18 protein-coding genes are annotated in these 22,054 nt (G+C 38.4%); 13 read left to right on the top strand and 5 right to left on the bottom strand.

The window, feature by feature from the left end; genetic code table 11:
• Positions 1-8: 8 nt before the first annotated feature.
• From AC0IWT_RS18205 to AC0IWT_RS18185, 5 genes are all read left to right on the top strand, one after another.
• Positions 9-569: a DinB family protein gene (locus tag AC0IWT_RS18205; RefSeq protein ID WP_471798245.1), complete on the top strand. Its 561-nt coding sequence runs from the start codon at positions 9-11 to the stop codon at positions 567-569.
• 179 nt (positions 570-748) lie between these two features.
• The gene (gene rluF, locus AC0IWT_RS18200) at positions 749-1,720 is read left to right on the top strand and encodes a 23S rRNA pseudouridine(2604) synthase RluF (RefSeq protein ID WP_471798244.1); all 972 of its coding nucleotides are present in this window, start codon (positions 749-751) and stop codon (positions 1,718-1,720) included.
• A gap of 180 nt (positions 1,721-1,900) precedes the next feature.
• A complete protein-coding gene (gene rlmN / locus AC0IWT_RS18195) occupies positions 1,901-2,962 on the top strand; it encodes a dual-specificity RNA methyltransferase RlmN (RefSeq protein ID WP_471798243.1) in 1,062 nt (353 codons plus the stop codon).
• An 86-nt stretch (positions 2,963-3,048) separates the two neighbouring features.
• Positions 3,049-3,768: a ComF family protein gene (locus AC0IWT_RS18190; protein ID WP_471798242.1), complete on the top strand. Its 720-nt coding sequence runs from the start codon at positions 3,049-3,051 to the stop codon at positions 3,766-3,768.
• An 18-nt stretch (positions 3,769-3,786) separates the two neighbouring features.
• On the top strand, positions 3,787-5,160 hold the full coding sequence (locus AC0IWT_RS18185) for a hypothetical protein (RefSeq protein WP_471798241.1): 1,374 nt from the start codon (positions 3,787-3,789) through the stop codon (positions 5,158-5,160).
• Between the two features lie 199 nt (positions 5,161-5,359).
• Here the strand turns inward: AC0IWT_RS18185 and fcl are convergent, their stop codons facing one another.
• The 3 genes from fcl to AC0IWT_RS18170 form a co-directional block, all read right to left on the bottom strand.
• Positions 5,360-6,286, bottom strand: a complete 927-nt coding sequence (gene fcl / locus AC0IWT_RS18180) for a GDP-L-fucose synthase (RefSeq protein ID WP_056872065.1) — start codon at positions 6,284-6,286, stop codon at positions 5,360-5,362.
• A 46-nt stretch (positions 6,287-6,332) separates the two neighbouring features.
• On the bottom strand, positions 6,333-7,604 hold the full coding sequence (gene glyA, locus AC0IWT_RS18175; protein ID WP_471798240.1) for a serine hydroxymethyltransferase: 1,272 nt from the start codon (positions 7,602-7,604) through the stop codon (positions 6,333-6,335).
• A 63-nt stretch (positions 7,605-7,667) separates the two neighbouring features.
• Positions 7,668-8,411, bottom strand: coding sequence for a segregation and condensation protein A (locus AC0IWT_RS18170; RefSeq protein ID WP_471798239.1), 744 nt, complete (start codon positions 8,409-8,411; stop codon positions 7,668-7,670).
• A 198-nt stretch (positions 8,412-8,609) separates the two neighbouring features.
• Here AC0IWT_RS18170 and dxs point away from each other — a divergent pair, with 198 nt between their 5' ends.
• Positions 8,610-10,538 (top strand): 1-deoxy-D-xylulose-5-phosphate synthase, encoded by a 1,929-nt coding sequence (dxs, locus tag AC0IWT_RS18165; protein ID WP_471798238.1) that lies wholly within the window; start codon positions 8,610-8,612, stop codon positions 10,536-10,538.
• Positions 10,539-10,617: 79 nt separating this feature from the next.
• Here dxs and AC0IWT_RS18160 read toward each other — a convergent pair whose 3' ends face one another.
• Positions 10,618-12,225 (bottom strand): gliding motility protein RemB, encoded by a 1,608-nt coding sequence (locus AC0IWT_RS18160; RefSeq protein ID WP_471798237.1) that lies wholly within the window; start codon positions 12,223-12,225, stop codon positions 10,618-10,620.
• A 102-nt stretch (positions 12,226-12,327) separates the two neighbouring features.
• Positions 12,328-13,719, bottom strand: coding sequence for an undecaprenyl-phosphate glucose phosphotransferase (locus AC0IWT_RS18155; RefSeq protein WP_471798236.1), 1,392 nt, complete (start codon positions 13,717-13,719; stop codon positions 12,328-12,330).
• A gap of 204 nt (positions 13,720-13,923) precedes the next feature.
• Between AC0IWT_RS18155 and AC0IWT_RS18150 the strand changes: the two genes are divergently transcribed.
• From AC0IWT_RS18150 to AC0IWT_RS18120, 7 genes are read left to right on the top strand one after another with little or no spacing between them, the layout of a single operon-like run.
• On the top strand, positions 13,924-15,186 hold the full coding sequence (locus AC0IWT_RS18150) for an oligosaccharide flippase family protein (RefSeq protein WP_157274867.1): 1,263 nt from the start codon (positions 13,924-13,926) through the stop codon (positions 15,184-15,186).
• Entirely contained in the window at positions 15,179-16,099 is a 921-nt protein-coding gene (locus tag AC0IWT_RS18145) for a glycosyltransferase family 2 protein (protein ID WP_471798235.1), read from the top strand. Before AC0IWT_RS18150 ends, AC0IWT_RS18145 begins: the two co-directional genes overlap by 8 nt.
• Complete coding sequence (locus AC0IWT_RS18140; protein ID WP_471798234.1) at positions 16,096-17,502, top strand: O-antigen ligase family protein; 1,407 nt, start codon at positions 16,096-16,098, stop codon at positions 17,500-17,502. Before AC0IWT_RS18145 ends, AC0IWT_RS18140 begins: the two co-directional genes overlap by 4 nt.
• Positions 17,495-18,601 carry a glycosyltransferase family 4 protein gene (locus AC0IWT_RS18135; protein ID WP_471798233.1) on the top strand — a complete coding sequence of 369 codons (1,107 nt, stop codon included), beginning with the start codon at positions 17,495-17,497 and terminating at the stop codon, positions 18,599-18,601. The genes AC0IWT_RS18140 and AC0IWT_RS18135 overlap by 8 nt, the downstream gene beginning before the upstream one ends.
• 58 nt (positions 18,602-18,659) lie before the next feature.
• A complete protein-coding gene (locus AC0IWT_RS18130) occupies positions 18,660-19,595 on the top strand; it encodes a class I SAM-dependent methyltransferase (RefSeq protein WP_471798232.1) in 936 nt (311 codons plus the stop codon).
• Complete coding sequence (locus AC0IWT_RS18125) at positions 19,592-20,821, top strand: glycosyltransferase (protein WP_471798231.1); 1,230 nt, start codon at positions 19,592-19,594, stop codon at positions 20,819-20,821. The genes AC0IWT_RS18130 and AC0IWT_RS18125 overlap by 4 nt, the downstream gene beginning before the upstream one ends.
• Positions 20,822-20,829: 8 nt before the next feature.
• Positions 20,830-21,936 carry a DUF1972 domain-containing protein gene (locus AC0IWT_RS18120; protein ID WP_471798230.1) on the top strand — a complete coding sequence of 369 codons (1,107 nt, stop codon included), beginning with the start codon at positions 20,830-20,832 and terminating at the stop codon, positions 21,934-21,936.
• Positions 21,937-22,054 lie beyond the last annotated feature (118 nt).

The following is a 22,054-nucleotide window of genomic DNA, read 5'->3' as shown; positions in this document are numbered from 1 at the left end:
AAAACACCATGAGCATAGCAGACCTATTATTAATGGAATTAAATACAATTGAACGAACAAAACACAAGAACATGGACATTATTAAAGCATTACTGAAAGAATTCGAAGCCGAGTTTAACACTACAAAAAAATTTTTGGCGCTGGTACCTGTCGATAAATTTGACTGGGCGCCGCATGAAAAAAGCATGAAAATGAAATCGCTTGCGAGCCACATTGCCGATTTACCGAGTTGGGTAACTTTGGCCTTTACAACCGATGGGTTAGACTTCGCAACAGCACCTTACGAAGAAAAAAAGGTAGAAAGCAATGAAGATTTGCTTAGGATATTAACAGAAAGCTATGAAAACGGCAAAGCTGAACTGGAAAAAGCGGACTTACAAGCCTTTGATAAACAGTGGATTTTAAGGAATGGCGAGCAAATTTTAGGCGATTTAACCAAATATGAAATGATGCGGATTGCTTTTAGCCAAACGATTCATCACCGGGCACAGTTGGGTGTTTACTTAAGGTTGTTAAACATTCCGATTCCGGGAAGCTACGGACCAAGTGCAGACGAACAGAATTTTTAATTAGCTGAAAGGGTTTAATTAGCTTATTTGCCACTGAAGCCGAGCAGCAAAAAAGGCATGCAAAAGCCTTTGATGGGAATCAGGGTTTCGGTGGCAAATTATTTTAGGCGTTGGTTTAACTGCGAAATCGCCGTCGAAACTCTGATTAATTAAACAATTTATTTCCGTAAAATTGCAGTATGAACAACAACTCTGCAACCCGGTTAAACAAATTTATTAGCGAAAGTGGTTTGTGTTCTCGCCGCGAGGCAGATAGATTTATCGAAAAGGGGACGGTTTTTATCAATGGTAAAAGAGCAAAAATCGGCGACCAGGTGCTGGCGGGCGACCGTGTAATGGTGAATGGACATAACATTGAACCGAAAGAAGCGTCGAACTTTATTCTTTTGGCTTTTAACAAGCCCGTTGGGATAACCAGCACTACTGAATCAAATGTTAAAGATAATATTGTTGATTATGTAAACCATAGTGAGCGGATTTTCCCGATCGGTCGTTTAGATAAGGATTCATCTGGTTTAATTTTTTTAACCAATAACGGCGATATTGTTAATAAAATTTTAAGGGCCGGAAATAAGCATGAGAAAGAGTATTTGGTTACCGTTAACAAACCGGTTACTGAAGATTTTATATTCGAAATGAGTAACGGCGTACCGATTTTAGGCGTAAACACGCGTAAATGCAAAGTGCGCCAGGTTGGGCCGTTTGTGTTCAATATTATTTTAATTCAGGGGCTGAACAGGCAAATCAGAAGGATGTGCGAACATTTTGGCTATGAAGTAACTAAACTGGAGCGTACCAGAATTATGAACATTAACCTCAAAGGCATCCCAGCCGGAGAGTTTAGGGAACTTTCGGAAGCGGAACTGAAGGACATCATGAAAAGTGTTGAAAAGTCTTCATCAGAGGCGGCATCAAAACCGAAAAACACCAAAAAGAAAACCAATTCCTGGGAAGAAATATCTGAAGAAAAACAAGAACAGCCCAAAAAATCTTTCAAACCCTCAAAACCTGCTCATAAACCAGGAGCAAAAAAATCTTCAGGAAATGCATCTGCAAAAGCGGGCGTTAAAAAGAGTTCTTCAGGCAGAAATGCAAAGTCTGCGCAAGGCAGGGCAACAGGAAAATCAAACGGCAGACAAAGAGGAAGATAAGCCAAAAATTTGTAAAATTCTGAATTTCAAATGTGTGCATTACGCATTACTGTTTCAGCTTAGAGGCTTTTTAAGTACCTTTGCATGAATCATTTGTCGCGACACAAAGATTCACCTGGCGGAAAGAAACGATCAAAGATCTTCATAATTTCCGCGTCGGGTTATTACAGGAAAAATAAAATGTTAGAAAGAACAGCAAAAAAAACCGATATCCGCTCATTAGATTTGCCACAGCTCCAGCAACATCTGGTTGCAATGCAGCAGCCTGCTTTCAGGGCGAAACAAATTTACCAGTGGTTATGGGAAAAATCGGCAACTAATTTTGATGAAATGAGCAATCTTTCTAAAGATTTGCGCAAAGCCTTAGATGATAGTTTCGCCATTAACGCTGTTCAGGTTAACAACTCGCAGTTTAGTAACGATCATACGATTAAAAATACCTTTCGCTTAGCAGATGGAAATATTGTAGAGGGCGTTTTGATTCCTCTGGAAGACCGGATGACGGCTTGTGTAAGTTCGCAGGTGGGCTGTAGCTTAACTTGTAAATTCTGCGCCACCGGTTATATGGACCGTAAACGCAATCTTAATGCCGACGAAATTTACGATCAGGTTGTATTGATTGATAAGCAGGCAAAACAAAACTACAATAACCCATTAACCAATATTGTTTACATGGGCATGGGCGAACCGCTTTTAAATTACGCAAATGTACTTAAATCAATAGAGCGCATTACCGCTCCAGATGGTTTAAACATGAGCTATAAACGCATTACAGTTTCAACAGCCGGAATTGCGAAAATGATTAAAAAGCTTGGTGATGATGGTGCTAAATTTAATCTGGCACTTTCGCTACACGCCGCCGACGATAAAAAACGAAACGAGATTATGCCAATTAATGAGGCAAATTCTTTAAAAGCGCTGGCTGATGCCTTGAAATATTATTTTGCTAAAACTAAAAATCCGGTTACTTACGAATACATCGTTTTCAATCATTTTAACGATGAAATTTCTGATGCGATGGATTTAGCAAAGTTTTGTAAACACATTCCCTGCAAGGTTAACTTAATTGAGTATAATCCAATTTCTTTTGCTGATTTTACTAATGCCGAAGGTGATAAAATTGATGCCTTTTCGAATTACCTGAAAAGCCAGGGCATAAATACCAACATTCGCCGTAGCCGTGGAAAAGACATTGATGCCGCATGTGGGCAACTTGCCGTGAAAGAAGAAGCGAAGGCTTAATTTAGTTTCGGTAAGCTAAGATGCTTACATTTTGGAAATGTTGCCGGAAATGTTATATTTAATATAGCTAATAGCATCGCTTCACCATGCAAATTCTAAATTCAAACAAATCAATATTCAGGCATTGGGGCGCTGATTTGATTGCGCTTTTGTTTCCAAATTTGTGCAACGCCTGTGGAACTTCCTTGTTTCGAAATGAAAGTCTGATTTGTACCAAATGCCTTTACGATCTGCCCTATACAGATTATCATATCCATGCAGATAACCGCGTTGCCAAACAGCTTTGGGGACGATTACCATTGAACGCCGCGATGGCAATGTTATATTTTAGAAAAGGTGCTAAAGTTCAAAACCTGATTCATAACCTAAAGTATAACAGCAAAACTGATGTTGGGCTAATGCTCGGCAGCCTGCTGGGCGCACGGCTAAATAATAGTCCGCTTTATAAAAATATCGATTTGATTATTCCGGTGCCCTTGCACCAAAAAAAACAGCGTTTGAGAGGCTATAACCAAAGTGTTTTTATTGTACAGGGCATTGCTGAAAAGATGGATGTGCCCTTTAGTGAAGATACGCTAATTAGAACCATTTCAACAGAAAGCCAGACAAAAAAGAGCCGATACAACCGGTATGAAAATATGAAGCAGGTTTTTGAGGTCCAGAACAAAGAAGCAATTAAAAACAAACACGTTTTGCTTGTTGATGATGTTATTACGACCGGCGCCACGCTTGAAGCATGCGCAAATGTATTGCTCCAAAATGGCGCAGCAATGGTAAGCATTGCAGCTTTGGCATTCGCAGAATAATTTCCTCATATTTGATGTATGCCTAAACTCGTTAGCCTATTATTTCTAATTGTGATTATGATATCGGCTTGCCGGAAAGATGAGCGCATTACTACAGATGCTGATGCCAAACTTTCGTTCTCAGCAGACAGCATACTCTTCGACACCATTTTCACAAGCATTGGCTCTACAACCAAAAGAATTAAGATTTCAAACAAAAATGCTGGTGCACTTAATATTTCGGAGATTAAGCTTTCAGGCGGAAACGCATCTTCATTTAGGCTAAACATTAATGGACAAAATACTTTAGGTACAACCAACCTGGTTTTAAACGGACAGGATTCGATAAACCTTTTTGTTAAAGTAACTATAAATCCCGATGCCAAAAGCACAGCTTTTTTAGTTCAGGATTCTATCATCCTGACCTCAAACGGAAATAAAAAAACAATCCAGCTTTTAGCTTACGGACAGAATGCAGTTTTTATTAATAATGGAAATATTGATAAATCTATCAGCTGGACTAAAAACCTGCCGTACATTATAAACGGAGCAGTGACGGTAAAGAACGGTGCAACTTTAACGGTAGAACCCGGAGCAAAGGTTTATTTCCACAAGGATGCGACAATGAATATCGAAGGCTTTTTAAGTGCAAATGGTTCGCCTAATGCGCCGATAAATTTCTGTAGCGACAGGCTGGAAGACGCATATGAGGATGAACCCGGACAATGGAAAGGGCTATATTTTAAACAGAATGGTGGCGGTGTAATCAAGCATGCAATTATCAAAAATGCATCCGTCGCAGTTACTTCAGATTCATTATCGGCCAATGCAAATCCAAAATTAATATTAAGCAACAACGTAATTAAAAACATGCAGGTTGCTGCCTATATTGGCTACCATTCAGAATTAATTGCTTTTAATAACTTGGTTTACAATTGTGGAAATTACTTAATTTACGCCATCGGTGGTGGAAAGTACAACCTAAAACAAAACACTTTTGCTGGGATAAACCCTAACTTTCCACGCAAAAATGCAGCATTAACCTTTTCTGATTATTTATCAGCGAAAGCATACAATAAGTTAGAAATCGAGTTAACAAATAATATAATCTGGGGAGATTTGGAGAACGAACTGAACATTCAAAATAAGCCCGGTATTGCTCCGCAGAACAAGATTAATCGCAATCTAATTAAAACAACTGCCACCAATTTCACTGCACAAAACATTATTAATGCCGACCCTAGGTTTACATCAAAAACGTCAGCAAACTTCAGGGTTTCTAATGGAAGTGCGGCACTAAAGCAAGGCGTGGACTTAAGTGGAGATCCTTACTTTAACAGCTATCTAAATAGAGATTTAACAAACACAAACAGAACTTTCCCTTCCACGCTAGGATGTTATGAAAACTTTTAGCTTTTTTTTAACTTTCTAAAACATTTTAGAATTCGGTGCGTTATATATTCGAGAGCGTTAATTTAGATGGTAAGGGTCGATATTTCTTCAAAAGAATATCGGCCCTTTACTTTTTACAGGGCTTCTAAAATTTAGGGCAAACAAAAACGCCCTGCATAAAAATACAGGGCGTTTTCTGAATTATCTCAATTCAAACAAACTAATATCTGCTCAAAAAATCATCATAGGCTAAAGCAATTCCTTCGGGCAATTCAATTTTATGTTTCCAACCTAAGTTGTGAAGTTTGCTAACATCCATTAATTTACGCGGCGTGCCATCTGGTTTGCTTGCATCGAAAACTAGCGTTCCTTCGTAGCCCAAAACATCTTTAATTAGAAGCGCTAAATCTTTAATGGTTAAGTCATGACCAACACCAATATTAATCAAATTTGGCTCATTGTAATTTTCCATCAAAAAATAGCAGGCATCCGCCAAATCATCAGCGAAAAGAAATTCGCGCATCGGCGAACCAGAACCCCAAACGGTAACCTGCTCTTCATTGTTAATCTTTGCCTCGTGTACTTTACGAATTAAGGCTGGCAACACATGCGAATTTTGTGGATGGTAGTTATCGTTATAGCCATATAAATTGGTTGGCATAACAGAAATAAAATTACAGCCATACTGATCGCGGTAGGCATCACACATTTTTATACCCGCAATTTTCGCAATGGCATAAGGTTCATTTGTTTCCTCAAGCGTACCTGTTAACAGGTAATCTTCTTTTAACGGCTGCGGAGCCATTTTTGGATAAATACAACTCGAGCCTAAAAACATCAGTTTTTTAACGCCAGTTAAATAGGCGTTATGTATAACGTTGTTTTGAATCGCCAGATTTTCGAAAAGGAAATCGGCCCTGTAGGTATTATTTGCAACAATGCCACCAACTTTCGCAGCAGCAAGAAAAACGTAATCAGGCTTTTCTTCAGCAAAGAAATCACCTACCGCCTGCTGGTTACGAAGATCCAATTCTGCCGAAACCTTGGTTACAATATTGGTGTAACCTTCTTTCTGCAACTTGCGATAAATGGCTGACCCAACCATCCCACGATGTCCGGCAACGTATATTTTAGAGTTTTTTTCCAAGAGACTGTCCTAATTAATTTTCAGTTTCAACCTTTCGGTGAATGTTTTATTTATAAAGTGGAAATGCACTTACCAAACGCTCAACTTCAGCTTTAACGGCGCTTAAATTTGCTTCGTCGTCCGGATTAGTCAAAACCTGGTCAATCAACTCAACGATTTTTTCCATCTCTGTTTCTTTCAAGCCACGGGTGGTAATTGCTGCCGTACCTACGCGGATACCAGAAGTTACGAAAGGTGATTTATCATCGAAAGGAACCATATTTTTATTTACGGTAATTTCTGCTTTTTCAAGCGCATTTTCGGCGACTTTACCGGTTATGTTTTTATTACGAAGGTCGATTAACATCAGGTGATTATCTGTTCCGCCTGATATGATGCCGTAACCTTTTGCAACAAAGGCCTTCGCCATAGCTTGGGCATTTGCGGCAACCTGCTTAATGTAAACACCGTATTCATCACTTAGCGCCTCGCCGAAAGCAATCGCTTTAGCTGCAATAATGTGCTCTAATGGTCCACCTTGCGTACCCGGGAAAACTGCCATGTCGAGCAAATTACTCATCATTCTCGGTTCGCCTTTCGGTGTTTTTAAACCCCACGGGTTTTCAAAATCCTGTCCCATCATAATCATACCGCCACGAGGACCACGTAAAGTTTTATGCGTTGTAGTGGTTACGATATGGCAATGTGGCAGCGGATTAGCCAAAAGCCCTTTTGCAATTAAGCCCGCCGGGTGCGAAATATCTGCCAGAACCAACGCCCCAACTTTGTCGGCTACTGAGCGAATAAAAGCATAATCCCACTCTCTCGAATACGCTGAAGCACCACAAATAATCAATTTAGGTTTTTCTGCAAGTGCAACTTCTTCGAGCTTTTTATAATCTATTAAGCCTGTTTCTCTATCTACACCGTAGAAAAATGGCTGGTACAACTTCCCTGAAAAGTTTACTGGAGAACCATGCGTTAGGTGACCACCATGCGACAAATCAAAACCTAAGATTTTATCGCCCGGCTGAATAACTGCAAGCATTACCGCAGCGTTTGCCTGTGCACCAGAATGCGGCTGTACATTAACCCATGCTGCACCAAATAATTGTTTTGCCCTATCGATAGCAATTTGCTCTACCACATCTACAACCTGGCAACCGCCATAATAGCGTTTACCTGGCAAGCCTTCGGCATATTTATTTGTAAGTACGGAGCCAGCGGCTTCCATAACCTGCTTGCTCACAAAGTTTTCTGATGCGATAAGCTCTAAGCCGTGCTCCTGGCGGTTTAGCTCTTTATCAATAAGTTCAAAAATTTGGTTGTCGCGTTTCATCCTTATATTGGGTTTGTTATTTTTTTGGCAAAAGTAAGAAATTACAAGTTAATTAGGCGCCTATTATGCCATTGCTTTTACATTAAAGTTATTAAAGCCACTACCAATGCTTATCTCAACGATTTGCTGTTGCAGCATTTCTAAAATCGCCAAGAAATTATAAACAAAGTGCACCTTATTTTCTGAGTTTTTTAATACGAGCGCAAAATCGAGTTGTTTATTAATGTTTAAAAGATTGGTGATAAAATTTTTTTGCTGCTCGATAGTGTAAGGATACTGGACAACTGTGTGTTTAACCTCCTGGCTCCGCAGCTCATATTTCTCCATGGTTTTTTGATAAACCATCAACAACTTGTACAAATCGAGGGATAGAAGTTCATCCTGGTGGACAGACGATTCTGCAGCCAGCGCTAAATCAAGCTCAATATTTCCCCTTCGTTCTTGCTGCATTCTTGCCTGTTCGAAAACTTTCAGTTCTTCGGCTACAGATTTAAACTGTTTGTATGCAATGAGCCTCGCAATTAAATCCTCCTCAGGATTAATTTCGTTCCCGGAATCATCCACCTCGATTCTTGGCAACAGCATTTTCGATTTAATGCGCATCAGCGTGGCGGCCACGAGGATAAACTCGCTCGCAACCTCAACATTAAGGGCCAGCAACTTGTGAATGTAGGCGAGAAAATCATTTGTGATTTTGGCAATTTCAATGTCCTGTATGTTTAACTCGTCGCGTTCTATAAAAAACAGCAACAGGTCAAACGGGCCTTCAAAAACGGGAAGTTTTATTTCAAAATTTTCTGCTTGCATTGCTAAAAACAAACATACTGAAATATCAAATACATTTTAATACCTCGAAATTTAAAATGCATGTTAATCAAATGTTTGCATTAAATTAAGCCTACATTTTAATAACGCGGGCCTGGTTGTGTTTATTGAACTTTTTTTTCTTAAATATTAGAACAAAAATACCTTTCTTTGTATCTTGTTTTTTACCCAAAATACCGAATGCAAGTAAAAGCTGGCCCCCTATTATCTAAAATTAACTATCCTGCTGATTTAAAGCAATTTAGTGAAGCTGACTTAGAACAAATAAGCCAGGAATTACGTCAATATATTATTGATATTGTGAGTGTAAACGGTGGCCACTTTGGCGCCAGTTTAGGTGTTGTAGAGCTTACGGTTGCACTTCATTATGCCTTAAATACACCTTATGATAAACTTGTTTGGGATGTTGGGCACCAGGCTTACGGGCATAAAATATTAACTGGCCGCCGCGATCTTTTCCACACAAACCGTATTTACAAAGGCATTAGTGGGTTCCCCAAAATTAGCGAAAGTGAGTACGATACATTTGGTGTTGGGCACTCTTCTACTTCCATTTCGGCAGCGCTGGGTATGGCTGTAGCTTCGCAGATTAAAGGCGAAACCGACAGGCAACACGTCGCGGTAATTGGCGATGGCGCCATGACTGCAGGCCTGGCGTTTGAAGGCTTAAACCATGCAGGAATCGAAAACAGTAATGTTCTGGTAATTTTGAACGACAACTGCATGTCTATCGACCCCAATGTTGGCGCCTTAAAAGAATACCTTACAAACATTACAACTTCAAAATCTTACAATCGCTTTCGCGATGATATATCTCAGGTATTAACAGGACTTTCGAAATTAGGACCTAATGCCCATAAGTATGTTAAGAAAATCGAGAAAAGCATAAAAGGCACTTTACTTAAGCAGAGTAATTTATTTGAATCGCTAAACTTTAGATATTTTGGACCTGTTGACGGGCATGATGTTAAACGCTTAGCTGCCATTATAAAAGATTTAAAAGATATTCCTGGTCCGAAATTGCTGCACTGTGTCACGGTAAAAGGTAAAGGCTTTGCATTGGCAGAAAAAGATCAAACGAAATGGCATGCGCCAGGTTTGTTCGATAAAATTACAGGTGAAATTAAAAAAAGTATTCCTGATAAGCCACAGCCGCCAAAATACCAGGATGTTTTTGGCCATACAATGGTTGAATTGGCAGAGGCAAATGATAAAATTGTTGGTATTACGCCGGCAATGCCATCTGGTTCATCATTAAATATAATGATGAAAGCTATGCCAACACGTGCTTTTGATGTGGGTATCGCAGAACAACATGCAGTAACTTTTTCTGCAGGTTTAGCCGCACAGGGACTCGTCCCTTTCTGTAACATCTACTCAAGTTTCATGCAAAGGGCTTACGATCAGGTTATCCATGACGTTGCCATACAAAAACTTAATGTTATTTTCTGTTTAGACAGAGCAGGCTTAGCTGGTGCCGATGGTGCAACCCACCATGGCGCTTATGATATCGCTTTTATGCGTTGTATCCCGAATTTAGTGGTTTCTTCACCGATGAACGAGGAGGAGCTGCGAAACTTAATGTATACCGCACAGCTTGAAAATGCAGGGCCTTTCGTAATCCGCTATCCCCGTGGAAACGGTGTTATGCCGGATTGGAAACGACCATTCAAGGCGCTTGAAATTGGAAAGGGACGTAAAATTTGTGATGGCGAGGAGGTTGCCTTACTTACAATTGGCCATGTTGGCAACTTTGCAGTAGAGGCGAGAGCCGAATTAAACAGCGAAGGCCTTTACCCTGCCCATTACGATTTACGCTTTGTTAAGCCATTAGATGAGGAAATGCTTCATGAGGTTTTCTCAAAATATAAACATATTATTACTGTAGAAGATGGAACGCTTCAAGGCGGCGTAGGTTCTGCAGTGTTAGAATTTATGGCCGATAATGGCTACACGTCTAACATGGTTCGCCTTGGTATTCCTGATCAATTTATTGAGCATGGCGAACAGGCAGAACTTTGGGCAGAATGTGGTTATGATAAGGCATCGATAATTGAAGCCGTTAGAAAAGTTGGCGTTAAACGTACAACCAATACGATGGTAGGCTAACCGAATCAGCTTCAATAATAAAAAAAAGGCCTCATTTGTTATTCAGATGAGGCCTTTATTATTTATGTGTTTCCAGCAACTAGAAATCCGTATACAAATTCCTGAACGAACTACGTAATCCAAAAGTGATGATTCCGGCATTCGTGGCACCAACTGCATTGCGTTCCCTGCGGAATAGGCCACCCATTTCCAAACGAAGGTTATATTTCGGATTGATAATATAAGCTACTCTACCCTCTGCGTAATACAGGTCGGTACGCAACCCTTGTGTTGTATAATTTCCGAATTGATTTGCAGGCTCTAAATAATTAATGAATATGTTTTTGCCATAATCCTGCCCATTTAAATCTAAACCATATTTAGCATACATGAGTTGGCCCGTAAAATCAAACCGCTTGTAAGAATAATTTGCAATGCCAACCAGTTCTCTAAAATTCGCACCAAAAGGATGGGCTAATGGTTCGCTGTAAGCTGCATAATTAACAATGCTTGTTCTGCCGGTGTAAGTGTATGGCTTGGCAGTATTATATTCTAGTAAATAATTTAAGTTTTCTACTTTAAAAACATCTGCGCCTCTGATACCAAGCTGCCAGCCATATTTATTGCGGGAACTGCCGTTATTTGAAAAGAAGTTCTTGGCTTCAAATTCATCCAGCGAAAACTGCCCATATACGGCAAGTTGCTTATCAACTTTGTATTTGGCTGTAAGTCCTATTAAAGAATTGTCTGGCGAGCCACTGGAGGCTTCAACCGGACGAAGAAAAATTATTGGATTCGCATAACCCCAATCGAAGCCTCTGTTATTACCTAAATCATCTGTCTGCCCCCAGATAATAGAATCGAAAAAGCCTATAGATAATCTGTTATTTACATTCCAGTCGAGATAATGGAAAACGCCACCCTTCTTCCTGTTTCCAGATTCGTACGATAATTTGGGTGCATTTGGATCCTGCATTGCTGCCCATAAAGCCATATACTGCACGTTGCCCAATTTACCTGTTAGTTTTAAAAAAGGATAAGGTGATGCCACGTCTGATAAAAGCATTGAACGGTATCCATCACCAATAAAATTTTTGTCGTACCCTGCGGTTATATTTAAATATTTAATTGGCGTATACGAAATCAGGGCTGTTACGTACGACCAGTCTAAAGATGTTTTGCCCGCGTTTGAACCATAATCTCTGTTATATGCCTGACCTGGAACCACATTCTTGCTCCTGGCATAGTCTGTATAATACTTTGCAAACTGGCCTTGATTTTCAAAGCCGCTGGTGTAAAATGAAAACTTTTTGCCAACGGTACCGCCAACCTGGTAACCTCTGGTATTTAACCATACATTTTGTTTGCCTGAAAAGTCTTTGCCGATTTGAAAGTCTGGCAGGAAATCAGCGTAAAAAGTATAGTCTGGCTTTTGAATATCTATCAAATGCTCATTAAATAACTTTCTGCTAACCCATGAATGTCTTAAAGAATCTACGCCAACACTTAAAAGCAGTTTACCATGATCAACCAACAGGCTATCATCTATAAAAAATGGTTTCAAACTCGTATGGAAACGAGTGTCGGGACTGTAAACTTCTCTGTTAAGTTTCTGATAAAACTGGTATGAATAAGGTTGATATTGTGATTGAGCGCTTAACTCACCCATCGTGAGCATAAATAATATAAAGGGTAAAATTTTCTTCATAACCATATTTTTCACATTTGAAATAATTGAGCAAAGGACGGAAAATTATTCCGTTGATTGATTTTATTATAGATTCTTATAAATAGTTCTCTGTTTCTGATGCTAATGGGCTTTTGTATGTCCGGCCAAAACCTGCCAAATCGTTAAAAAGGTTATTTTTAAATCCAGCAACAACGACCAGTTTTCCAGATACCAGATGTCAGCTTTAACACGCTCTTCCATAGAACCATCTTCCTTGGTTTCGCCTCTGAAACCATTTACCTGAGCCCAGCCCGTTATTCCAGGTAAAAGAAAATGCCTGACCATAAACTGATCTATCAGGGCAGAGTATTCGGCGGTATGCTGTAACATGTGCGGCCGCGGACCAACAACAGACATTTCTCCCAGCAGCACATTAAAAAATTGTGGCATTTCATCAATGCTTTTCCTTCGCATAAAGGCACCAAATTTGGTTACGCGTTCATCCTTCGGGCTGGCTTGTTTTGTATCAGCTTCGCGATTTACATACATGCTCCTAAATTTCAGGCAATAAAAAGACCTGTTATCTTTTCCTGAACGGAGTTGTTTAAAAAATACAGGGCCCTTGGAATCAATTTTTATCAGAATTGCCACCATTGGTAGTAACCAGCTCATGATAAAAACAATGATGACCGCCGAGAATAAGACATCGAAAATCCTTTTCATAACCTGATTGCTGAAGATTTCCAATGGTTCTGTTCTTGGGCTTAAAACAGGCAAATGGCCATATAACTGTACCATTACATTCTTTTTGAAATAGTCTTTTACATCTGGCACAAGTTTAAAACGAATCATCGACTTGTCGGCCTGGCGCATGAGCACATCAATTTTAGATAATGCTCTATCCGGTAATGCGCAATAAATTTCGTAAATGGTTGTGTTTTTAACGTAATCAATACACTCATCTACTCTCCCAAGTACATGGTTTTGGGTTAATTTAACAGGGTCATCATCAAAAAAACCAATTACCTTATAGCCTAAATGAGTGTTCTTCTCCAGATGATTCTTCAAATCCAAGCCCAACGGGCCGGCGCCAACTATAACTACCTTTTTATAATTGATGAGTTTCGCTCGGCTGGAACGACGTAGCAATAAGAAAACGACTTTTCCTGTTAAAAATAATGGAGCGAAGAGAATGCCGGTGTAAATTAATAAACGATAGGATACGCTAAAATCTTTAAGGTAAACCACCAGTAAAAATATGATTATGCCAAAGAACATTAAGCTCCAAAGCGATTGCCTGATTGTGGGAATTGCATCCTTCACAAACATATCCTGATATAGCTTTGTAATCTGGGTAACGTTAAACCAAACAAAATTGATGAGCAGGATGTGTATAAAATTTATTCCACGCCCGTCAGACATCCCAAATGTACCATAAGCGATTATATAGCCGAGGTAACCAGAAAGGTTTACTAGAAGAAGATCTATTAAAATACTTATTGTCTTAAAATAAGTACTGTTACTTTCAATCATTAATTGGGTAAAATTTTGCCAAATATAGCCAGCTTGCTTAGAATACGGATAATTTGCTTGTTAAAAATAAAACCTACGCGTGTATAAGTCGGCCGCGAATGCTAGAACAAAAAACAAGCCAATTCATTCCCTTTCCTAAAAACGATTAAATGGCCTGATTGTATTTTATTTATTATAAATTTGCCAAACAGCTGCCTGATAGTTTTGAAACAAATTTTAACAAGTTTTGTAAGTAATTTAAGAGAGACTAAAATAGTATCCAATTTTTTAAATCTGAGTAGTATTCAGATTTCTAATATGCTGCTACTCCTGCTCATGTATCCAATCATAACGCGGATAATTGGCATCAACGATTTGGGTATGGTTATGCTTGCAAACACTTTTTCAGGTCTTTCCGGTATCATCATAAATTACGGAACAAATCAATCTGGTATAAGGGACGTAGCTACAAACAGTAATAACCCAAAAGCTTTAAATATTGTATTAAACAACACCCTCTGGATTAGGATTCTCATTTTTTTTGCCTATTCTATTTTTGTTTTTATCTTGTTCTGGGCTAATATCCGATACTACACTTACATCGTTTTATCCATTCCACTCGTTTTAGCCGAGGTTTTAAACCCATTATTTTTTTACCTCGGAATTGAAAAGCTCAAGCTCTATAATATTGCCAACCTCATATCAAAAGTGCTTATCATAGCGCTAATCATTTTATTTATTAAAGGGCCACAAGATTCTGAATGGGTTAACTTTATTATGGGCATGGCCAGCGTTGCAACATTTGGCACATTGCTCGTGTATGTATTTAAAAAATATAAACTCTCTTTTACACGGCCACAAAAAACTGAACTGTCTAAAATAACAAAAGACAACTTTTTTTTAACCATCAATAACATCTCTGTTCATTTGCAGCAATCGCTAATGATTTTTGCTTTAGCAAAGTGGGGCAACCCGACCTGGCTCGGCGCATATTCACTTTGCGACAAGGTGGTTGGTTCCTCTCGCATCCTAATTATTTCGGTGTCTAACGCGATATATCCAAATGCGGCACAATTGTTTAAAGACGGCCCACAAACATGGATTGCGTATAAAAATAAGATGAAGAAAATCATAGCCGCTGCATTCTTTCTTTTATCACTGGGCTTATTTATTTTGCCTGGTTTTGTGATTCAATTACTATCTGGCGAACAAAATCAAACTGCTATTGATTTCTTAAGGATAATGGCTTTTGTGCCCACAATTGCTGCGTTAAACGTTTTAAACGTGCTTGATTTATTACTTAAAAACGATACCCTTTCCATTTTCCGGATTGCGCTGATTTTATTGGTAATATCTTCGCTTGCTGCGTGGCTATTGGTCAATCAGCAATTGCAGCAATGGTTTGGCTTTTATGCCGTTATTGTGGAAGGTAGCGCCCTGTTGATGTATGAATATGTTATCAAAAAATCATCAGAAAAGCATGTCTAAACAGGTTGCCATTATATTGCTGAACTGGAATACACCAACGCATACCGCAAATTGTATCGAATCGATAATTAAAAATTGTAATTCGGAAGATTACGATTTAATTATCGCAGACAATGGTTCAACCGATGATTCTCTTTCGATCTTAAAATCTAAGTTTCCGCAACACATTTACATAGACAACAAAGCAAACCTTGGATTTGCTGGAGGTAATAATACAGCACTGAAATTTAGTATCGAGCATAACTACACGTTTTCTTTATTGCTAAACAACGATACTGAGGTTGACGAAGATTTTTTAACGCCTCTAACTGCGCACCTAAATACCAACGCAAATGCGGTAGCTGTACAACCTGCCATATACTACCTCAATGATAAAGATCAATTATGGAACGGGGGCTCATTTTTTAATCCATACTTTGGGTTTACCTATTCTAAAAACAGTAAAAGCCGGCAAGCACTAAAAACGCCCGAAAAAGTAGATTGGCTTACTGGTTGTTGTTTTCTGGTAAGAAACAGTGCATTAAAAGAAATTGGCTTATTAAACGAAAAATTTTTCCTTTATTACGAAGATGTTGAATTATCGTTTCGGCTAAGAGAACAATGTGGAGAATTACACTACCTGCCAACAACTAAAGTTTATCATGAAGCAGGTGTATCAGGCAAACAAAAAAGCAAAACTAGCGAAGGGACTCTAAGTCCGATAATTCATTATTATGTGAATAGAAACAAAATCTTGTTTTTGCGTAAGTATGCAAATCCGTTTTTTTTCGTAATTATGTTTATCAATAATTCAATTTACTATAGCATGGTATTGTGCTATTTTATGTTGAGAAATAGAAGGAAAAAAGCCGCTTATCTGGTTCAGGCTATTCGGGAAGGATTATTTACTCCAAAAAGCAGCATTTGGCTATGATGATTATTTTTCCATTGGTTTATCTGTCTGCATTTGCCCTTGCGCTGCTGGATATAATAAAAGGCAAAAAAGAGGGCTTTGTTCTGTTTTTAATTTTTGGCCTTTCTATTTATACAACCGCACTTTCGGTAACTTTTATGCTCGGCTTTAAGGGTTTAATTGTTTATCTCCAATCGTTTAAAGAGATTTTTATTATCCTCATTCTCGGGATAAGCATCTGGAATCTCAGAACAAAAATAAAGCTTCATTATTTAGATTACCTGATACTCGCATTCTTCGCCTACACTTTGATTTATGCAATACTACCTATCGGGGAACAGGGATTAGTGGATCGCTTAATGGCCTTTAGAACGCTTTCTTTTTTTGTTTTGGTTTATGCTTGTGGCCGCCTGTTTAAACCGCAAGAGATTTACATAAGTAAATATTTTCATTACATCCTGCTTCTTGCAATAGCTGCTACCGTTGTAATGTTAACAGAAGTTGTTTCAAACCAACACCTGCAAACGAATACCGGGTATGCCGATTATAACTTTTATCTATTTAATTTCGAGCCAAGCGGTAATTATGGTTTAACATGGACTTTTGAATCTGAAGGTGGCTACAAAAGGTTCGCGAGTTTCTTTGCCAATCCTTTGGAGTTTGCATCTTCAACAATTATCGCAATATCTGTTTTGGCAGCTTTATATACAACAAATCAATACAAACTTAAAATAGATTCCTTCGGTTATATTGCCTTGCTCTCAACCCTAACCTGCATTATCTTTGCATTTTCCAGGTCGGCCTTTATTAGTTACTTTATTTTAGTTTACGCCTACTCATTATTTACCAAACGAAAATACATTACAAACACAATCCATGCAGGCGCAGCAATTTTGGTTATTTATGTGGTGTACCTGCTAACTAAGGAGCAAGATCAAAACGATGGTATCCAAATGGTTATAATTAATACCCTAAATTTCAGCAATCCATCCAGTGTTGGCCATTTGGTAGAATGGATTCAGGGTGCCCTGGCAATAATAGCAAACCCACTTGGTTTAGGTTTAGGTTCTTCAGGCCGTATTGGCGGAACATTGGGAGAAAACATCGGAGGAGAAAACCAGTTCATCATTATCGGGGTTCAAGCCGGAGTAATTGCCTTGCTCTTATATCTGATAATTTACATATGCTTCATTAAGGAAAGTCTCAAATGGTTTTATAACCTGGAAGGAAAAGAAAAAAAGATTTGCTTAGCGATATTAATGATCAAGGTAGGTTTCATAGTTCCGGCATTAACATCGGAGATCGAATCATCATCGTACATTTCCTATTTAACATGGTTCTTGTCCGGATTATTCGTAAGTGTTATTTCAACAAAAGTTAAGGTTAAAGTAGAACCGGAATTAGATTTAACGCCAAATGCATAAACCACTAAAAATAGGTATTGATATCCGCGATTTAAAAGTTGCCAAAACAGGCACAAAAACCTATTTGGAAGAACTATGCAAAGTCTATAAAGCGAATACCGACCCAAATTATCAATTTTTTTTTCTAGATAATTTTTTACCTGTTTACGTTGGAAAAAATAAGATGCTTAATCTTATTGGCCATTTCAGGTATCAGTTTTGGAAGCAAATCAGCCTTCCGCTTAAGGCGTTCTTTAAAGGCGTCGATATTGTTTTCTGTACGGATAACGTAGCACCCTATATTCACCTCGGTTATAAAACGGTTCCAGTTTTTCATGATGCTTTCTTTTTCGAGAATCCGGAACACTTCAATAAGATATGGCTAAAAATCACCTTGTGGACGGCATTGCCCGCTGCAAGGCGTTCGCCAATAGTTGTAACACCTAGCATTTATGCAAGGCAGCAAATTCATCGCTTTTCAAATATCCCGCTAACAAAAATGCCTGTAATCTACGAAGGGCCCAAGTCTTTCAAAAACCAGCATCAAGAACATAAACGCTTGATTGAGGGCAGGTATATTCTACATGTAGGTGTGTTAAATAAAAGGAAAAATATTCCATCGCTAATAAACGCCTTCAAAATATTAAAAGATAAAGGCTTTGAAGACGTAAAGTTGGTTTTGGCAGGAAAAATTGAAACGAAGAAATTTAGTTACGATCACGATGAGATCCGGTTGGCGGTAAGCAATTCAGGGCTAGAAAAGGACATCATTTTCACAGGCTACCTTGCTGATGAAGATTTGGCTTCACTATATCGCAATGCATCAGTTTATGCATTTCCTTCACTTAACGAAGGTTTTGGAATTCCTGTGCTGGAAGCTTTCAAGTATAATTTACCTGTACTGGTATCAAATAATACGAGTTTACCTGAAATTGGCGGCGACGCAGTTTTAACCTTCAATCCTCACGACATACAAGATATTGCCGCTAAGCTAAAGATGGTTCTGGAAGATGAATTATTGCGACAAGACTTAATCAAAAAGGGTAAAGAACGATTAAGACAATTCTCGTGGGAGAAAACGGCGCAATCCTTGTTAAGGGAATTTGATAAAATCCGCTAGCATTATTTTATTAACTTTGCCCCTCGATGTACCTCTAAAAGAGGTTCATTTTTGCAATATGATTAACATTACCTGCCCTGTCTGTATAAATAAGGAAACAAAGTCAGATTCAATTGTTTTTAAAGTTGTCACAGATTCCAACGAAACCTATCAAATCAGGAAATGTCAAAACTGCAATCACGTTTACACTTATTTTACCCATGATATAGATATTTCGGCTTATTACGACGAAAAGGATTATACAGTTAAGGATACCAAAGAAAGTATTTTCTTTAAAATTCAAAAACTTGAATACAACCTTGTACTTAATAAAATCAGAAAGCTTAATCCATCATCAAATACGCTGCTTGATTTTGGTTCCGGAAAAGGCCTTCTCCTCAAGTTTGCGAGAGAAAAAGGATACGCTGTAAAAGGTGTAGAGAGTTCCGTTCCTCGTGCTCGTTATGCAAAAGATCACTTTGGTCTGGAAATCAATTCCGATTATTATAAGCAAGGGATGGTGTTCGGTGAAAAATTTGATGTGCTAACGATGTTCCACGTTCTTGAACATATCCATCTTTCAGAAAACTTACTTAATAACCTGATAACGGCCAATCTTAAACTTAATGGGACACTGGTGATTGAAGTTCCGAATTTTAATAGCTGGCAATCAAAATGGGCAGGTAACAGATGGCTTCACCTTGATGTACCACGCCACATCAGTCATTTTACCCCAGCCATTTTGAAAAAAGTTATAGCAGATAGCGGCTGTGTTGTTCAGCGTGAATCCTACTTCTCTCTACATTTGGGTATTGTTGGAATGGTGCAAACGATTTTTAGCTGGTTTGGTTATAAAGGCTTTCTCATAGCAGATTTAAAAAACAAAAAAAGCTTGGGCTTGCTCACGGGCTTGCTTGTTGTACTTCCCTTAGCAACCATTTTAGAATCTTTAGCCTCACTTTGTAATCAAGGTGGTGTTGTTAGATGTTACGCTGTAAAGACGGTGCAACCATGAATATTTTAGTTGCAAACTGGACCTGGTTTCCGAGCGGAGGAGATTGGACATATATTGAAAACGTGAAGAAACTTTATGAAGACAACGGGCATAATGTTATCCCTTTTTCAATGGATGATGAACGGAACCTTCCTTCAGCCTACCAAAAGTATTTTGTTACGAAAATTGACTACCAGGCACTTAATCGTAAAAAGAATTTTAGCGATGGACTAAAGGTTTTATCGAAAAGTATTTATTCGAAAGAGGCAATAGAGCGTTTGGAGGAATTGCTAAACGATGTCGATATTCAGCTGGCGCATCTAAATCTAATTCACCATTACATTACACCAAGTATTATAAAAATTCTTAGACAAAAGAAAATTCCTATTATCTGGACTTTGCATGATTATACTGCAATTTGCCCGCAAAGCACCTTTATTAGTAATGATTCAATCTGCGAATCTTGTAAGGGTGGCAAATTTTACAACGCGGTTTTAAAGAAATGCAAAAAAAACAGCCTTTTGCCAAGCATCGTGGCTGCCACAGAGAACTATATTCAACACATTAGGGGATATTATAAAGATGTTGATTATTTTATTTGTCCCTCTTTTTTTTCCTATCAGAAATATAAGGAATTCAATTTTTTTAATGAAAAACTTTATCAGCTTTATCATCCCTACAATACCGGAAAACTACCAAAATTGCAGTCTGCAGCTTCGGAAGAGAAGTTTATATTGTTTGTAGGGCGACTGGAAAAAATTAAGGGTGTACACACATTACTTAAAGCAATGCAGACGCTTCCTGATATTGCTCTAAAAATCATCGGTGATGGAACACAGGAGCATGAATTAAAACAGTTTGCTAGTCAAAATGAGCTTACTAATGTTGCATTTTTAGGCAAAAGAAACAAATCTGAAGTTTTAGATTTCATTCAAAGATCTGCCTTTTTAATCTGCCCTTCAGAATGGTATGAAGTTTTAGGCTTTACCATTGTTGAAGCAATGCTTTTGGGTAAACCTGTTATCGGATCTAACCTTGGTGCTATTCCAGAAACGGTGGTCGACAGTGAAACAGGTTTGCTTTTTAGCGCCGGTAATGAAGATGAGCTATCTAAAAAAATAGAAGTTTTGTACAATGATGAAACATTAATTGATAAATTAGGCGCAAATGCTAAAAAACATGCAGGTGATTTGTTCGATCCGCAGAAACACTTTGAAGGTCTAAAGAAAATAATTCCAGCGTTGTAAGATAAAAAATGATGAGGATTGCAATTATTGGTTCGAGGGGTTACCCATATGTTTATGGCGGCTTCGAAACCTTCGTTAAAGAATTGAGTGAAAGACTGGTTAAACAAAACGTTGAGGTACATGTTTATTGCCAAAGAAATTTGTTTAAAAACAAGCCAGTACAGGTAAACGGAATTTACCTCCATTACATCCCAACACTTCCTCAAAAATCTTTAAACCAAATTATTCATTCGTTTTTTTCGATGGTACACGCAACTTTTAGTAAAGCTGATGTTTTGTTGGTTGTAAACCTGGCTGCCGGCCCAATGGGTTGGATTCCGAAACTAGCAGGAAAGAAAACCATGATTAATGTTGATGGCGTAGAATGGCTGCGGCCTAAATGGAAGGGCCTCGGGGCAAAATATTTCTATTGGTCGGCAAAGATGGCGACCAAACTTTATGATAAGATTATAACAGATGCCGAGGGCATGAGGCAAATTTATCTGAAAGAATTTGATAAAGATTCTACAGTAATTGCCTATGGTGCGCCAAATTTTAGTCCATCGCCAGTGCATTCCATCGAAAGGTTAAACCTTAAGCCTGATGATTATTATTTAATTGTAGGCAGATTGATTCCTGATAATAATGCTGATCTGATTATCAGCGGTTTTTTAAAATCAGACTCCCAAAAGAAACTTGTTGTAGTTGGAGATGTGCCTTATACGGACAAATATGCTTCAAAATTAAAAGCATTACAAAACGATCGATTGATTTTTACCGGTTATGTGAACGACCAACAGGAATTGATGGCACTATATCAACATGCATTCGCTTACATTCATGGCCACAAATATGGCGGCACAAACCCTGCAATGTTGAAGGCCATGTCTAACAACTGTGCTATTTTAGCTTTAGATACAGTGTTTAACAGAGAGATGTTGAACGATGGTGAGTTCGGCTTGTTCTTTGACGAGGATATAGATGCAATAGTGCATGCCCTGAAAACACTCGAGTTGGACACAGATACGGTTGCTGCATTAAAGAAAAGGGTTGCAAAGGGTTTAACCAAAAAATACAATTGGGACAGCATTACAACTGCATACAAAAATGAATTACTTAATTTATTAAGCAAGTAATACATCAAACTATGATGCAAGTGCTATCAATTTAGCTGCTGATAAAATTCCATCCTTTGAGATAATTTTAATTTTCTTTTGCATATCAAACCAAAAAAGGATTATACATAAACCAATG

It is taken from the genome of Pedobacter sp. AC464 (genome assembly GCF_979253075.1).
Note: the sequence above shows the minus strand (reverse complement) of the source record. Positions and strands in the feature narration are given on the sequence as shown.

What these genes read in the sequence shown, in the direction of transcription:
- AC0IWT_RS18145 (WP_471798235.1), top strand. Translation starts at nt 15,179, where the DNA reads ATGTCTAAACAGGTTGCCATTATATTGCTGAACTGGAATACACCAACG.
- AC0IWT_RS18170 (WP_471798239.1), bottom strand. Translation starts at nt 8,411, where the DNA reads ATGCAAGCAGAAAATTTTGAAATAAAACTTCCCGTTTTTGAAGGCCCG.
- AC0IWT_RS18190 (WP_471798242.1), top strand. Translation starts at nt 3,049, where the DNA reads ATGCAAATTCTAAATTCAAACAAATCAATATTCAGGCATTGGGGCGCT.
- AC0IWT_RS18125 (WP_471798231.1), top strand. Translation starts at nt 19,592, where the DNA reads ATGAATATTTTAGTTGCAAACTGGACCTGGTTTCCGAGCGGAGGAGAT.
- AC0IWT_RS18120 (WP_471798230.1), top strand. Translation starts at nt 20,830, where the DNA reads ATGATGAGGATTGCAATTATTGGTTCGAGGGGTTACCCATATGTTTAT.
- AC0IWT_RS18135 (WP_471798233.1), top strand. Translation starts at nt 17,495, where the DNA reads ATGCATAAACCACTAAAAATAGGTATTGATATCCGCGATTTAAAAGTT.
- dxs (WP_471798238.1), top strand. Translation starts at nt 8,610, where the DNA reads ATGCAAGTAAAAGCTGGCCCCCTATTATCTAAAATTAACTATCCTGCT.
- AC0IWT_RS18160 (WP_471798237.1), bottom strand. Translation starts at nt 12,225, where the DNA reads ATGAAGAAAATTTTACCCTTTATATTATTTATGCTCACGATGGGTGAG.
- glyA (WP_471798240.1), bottom strand. Translation starts at nt 7,604, where the DNA reads ATGAAACGCGACAACCAAATTTTTGAACTTATTGATAAAGAGCTAAAC.
- AC0IWT_RS18130 (WP_471798232.1), top strand. Translation starts at nt 18,660, where the DNA reads ATGATTAACATTACCTGCCCTGTCTGTATAAATAAGGAAACAAAGTCA.
- AC0IWT_RS18155 (WP_471798236.1), bottom strand. Translation starts at nt 13,719, where the DNA reads ATGATTGAAAGTAACAGTACTTATTTTAAGACAATAAGTATTTTAATA.
- AC0IWT_RS18205 (WP_471798245.1), top strand. Translation starts at nt 9, where the DNA reads ATGAGCATAGCAGACCTATTATTAATGGAATTAAATACAATTGAACGA.
- AC0IWT_RS18140 (WP_471798234.1), top strand. Translation starts at nt 16,096, where the DNA reads ATGATGATTATTTTTCCATTGGTTTATCTGTCTGCATTTGCCCTTGCG.
- rlmN (WP_471798243.1), top strand. Translation starts at nt 1,901, where the DNA reads ATGTTAGAAAGAACAGCAAAAAAAACCGATATCCGCTCATTAGATTTG.
- AC0IWT_RS18185 (WP_471798241.1), top strand. Translation starts at nt 3,787, where the DNA reads ATGCCTAAACTCGTTAGCCTATTATTTCTAATTGTGATTATGATATCG.
- rluF (WP_471798244.1), top strand. Translation starts at nt 749, where the DNA reads ATGAACAACAACTCTGCAACCCGGTTAAACAAATTTATTAGCGAAAGT.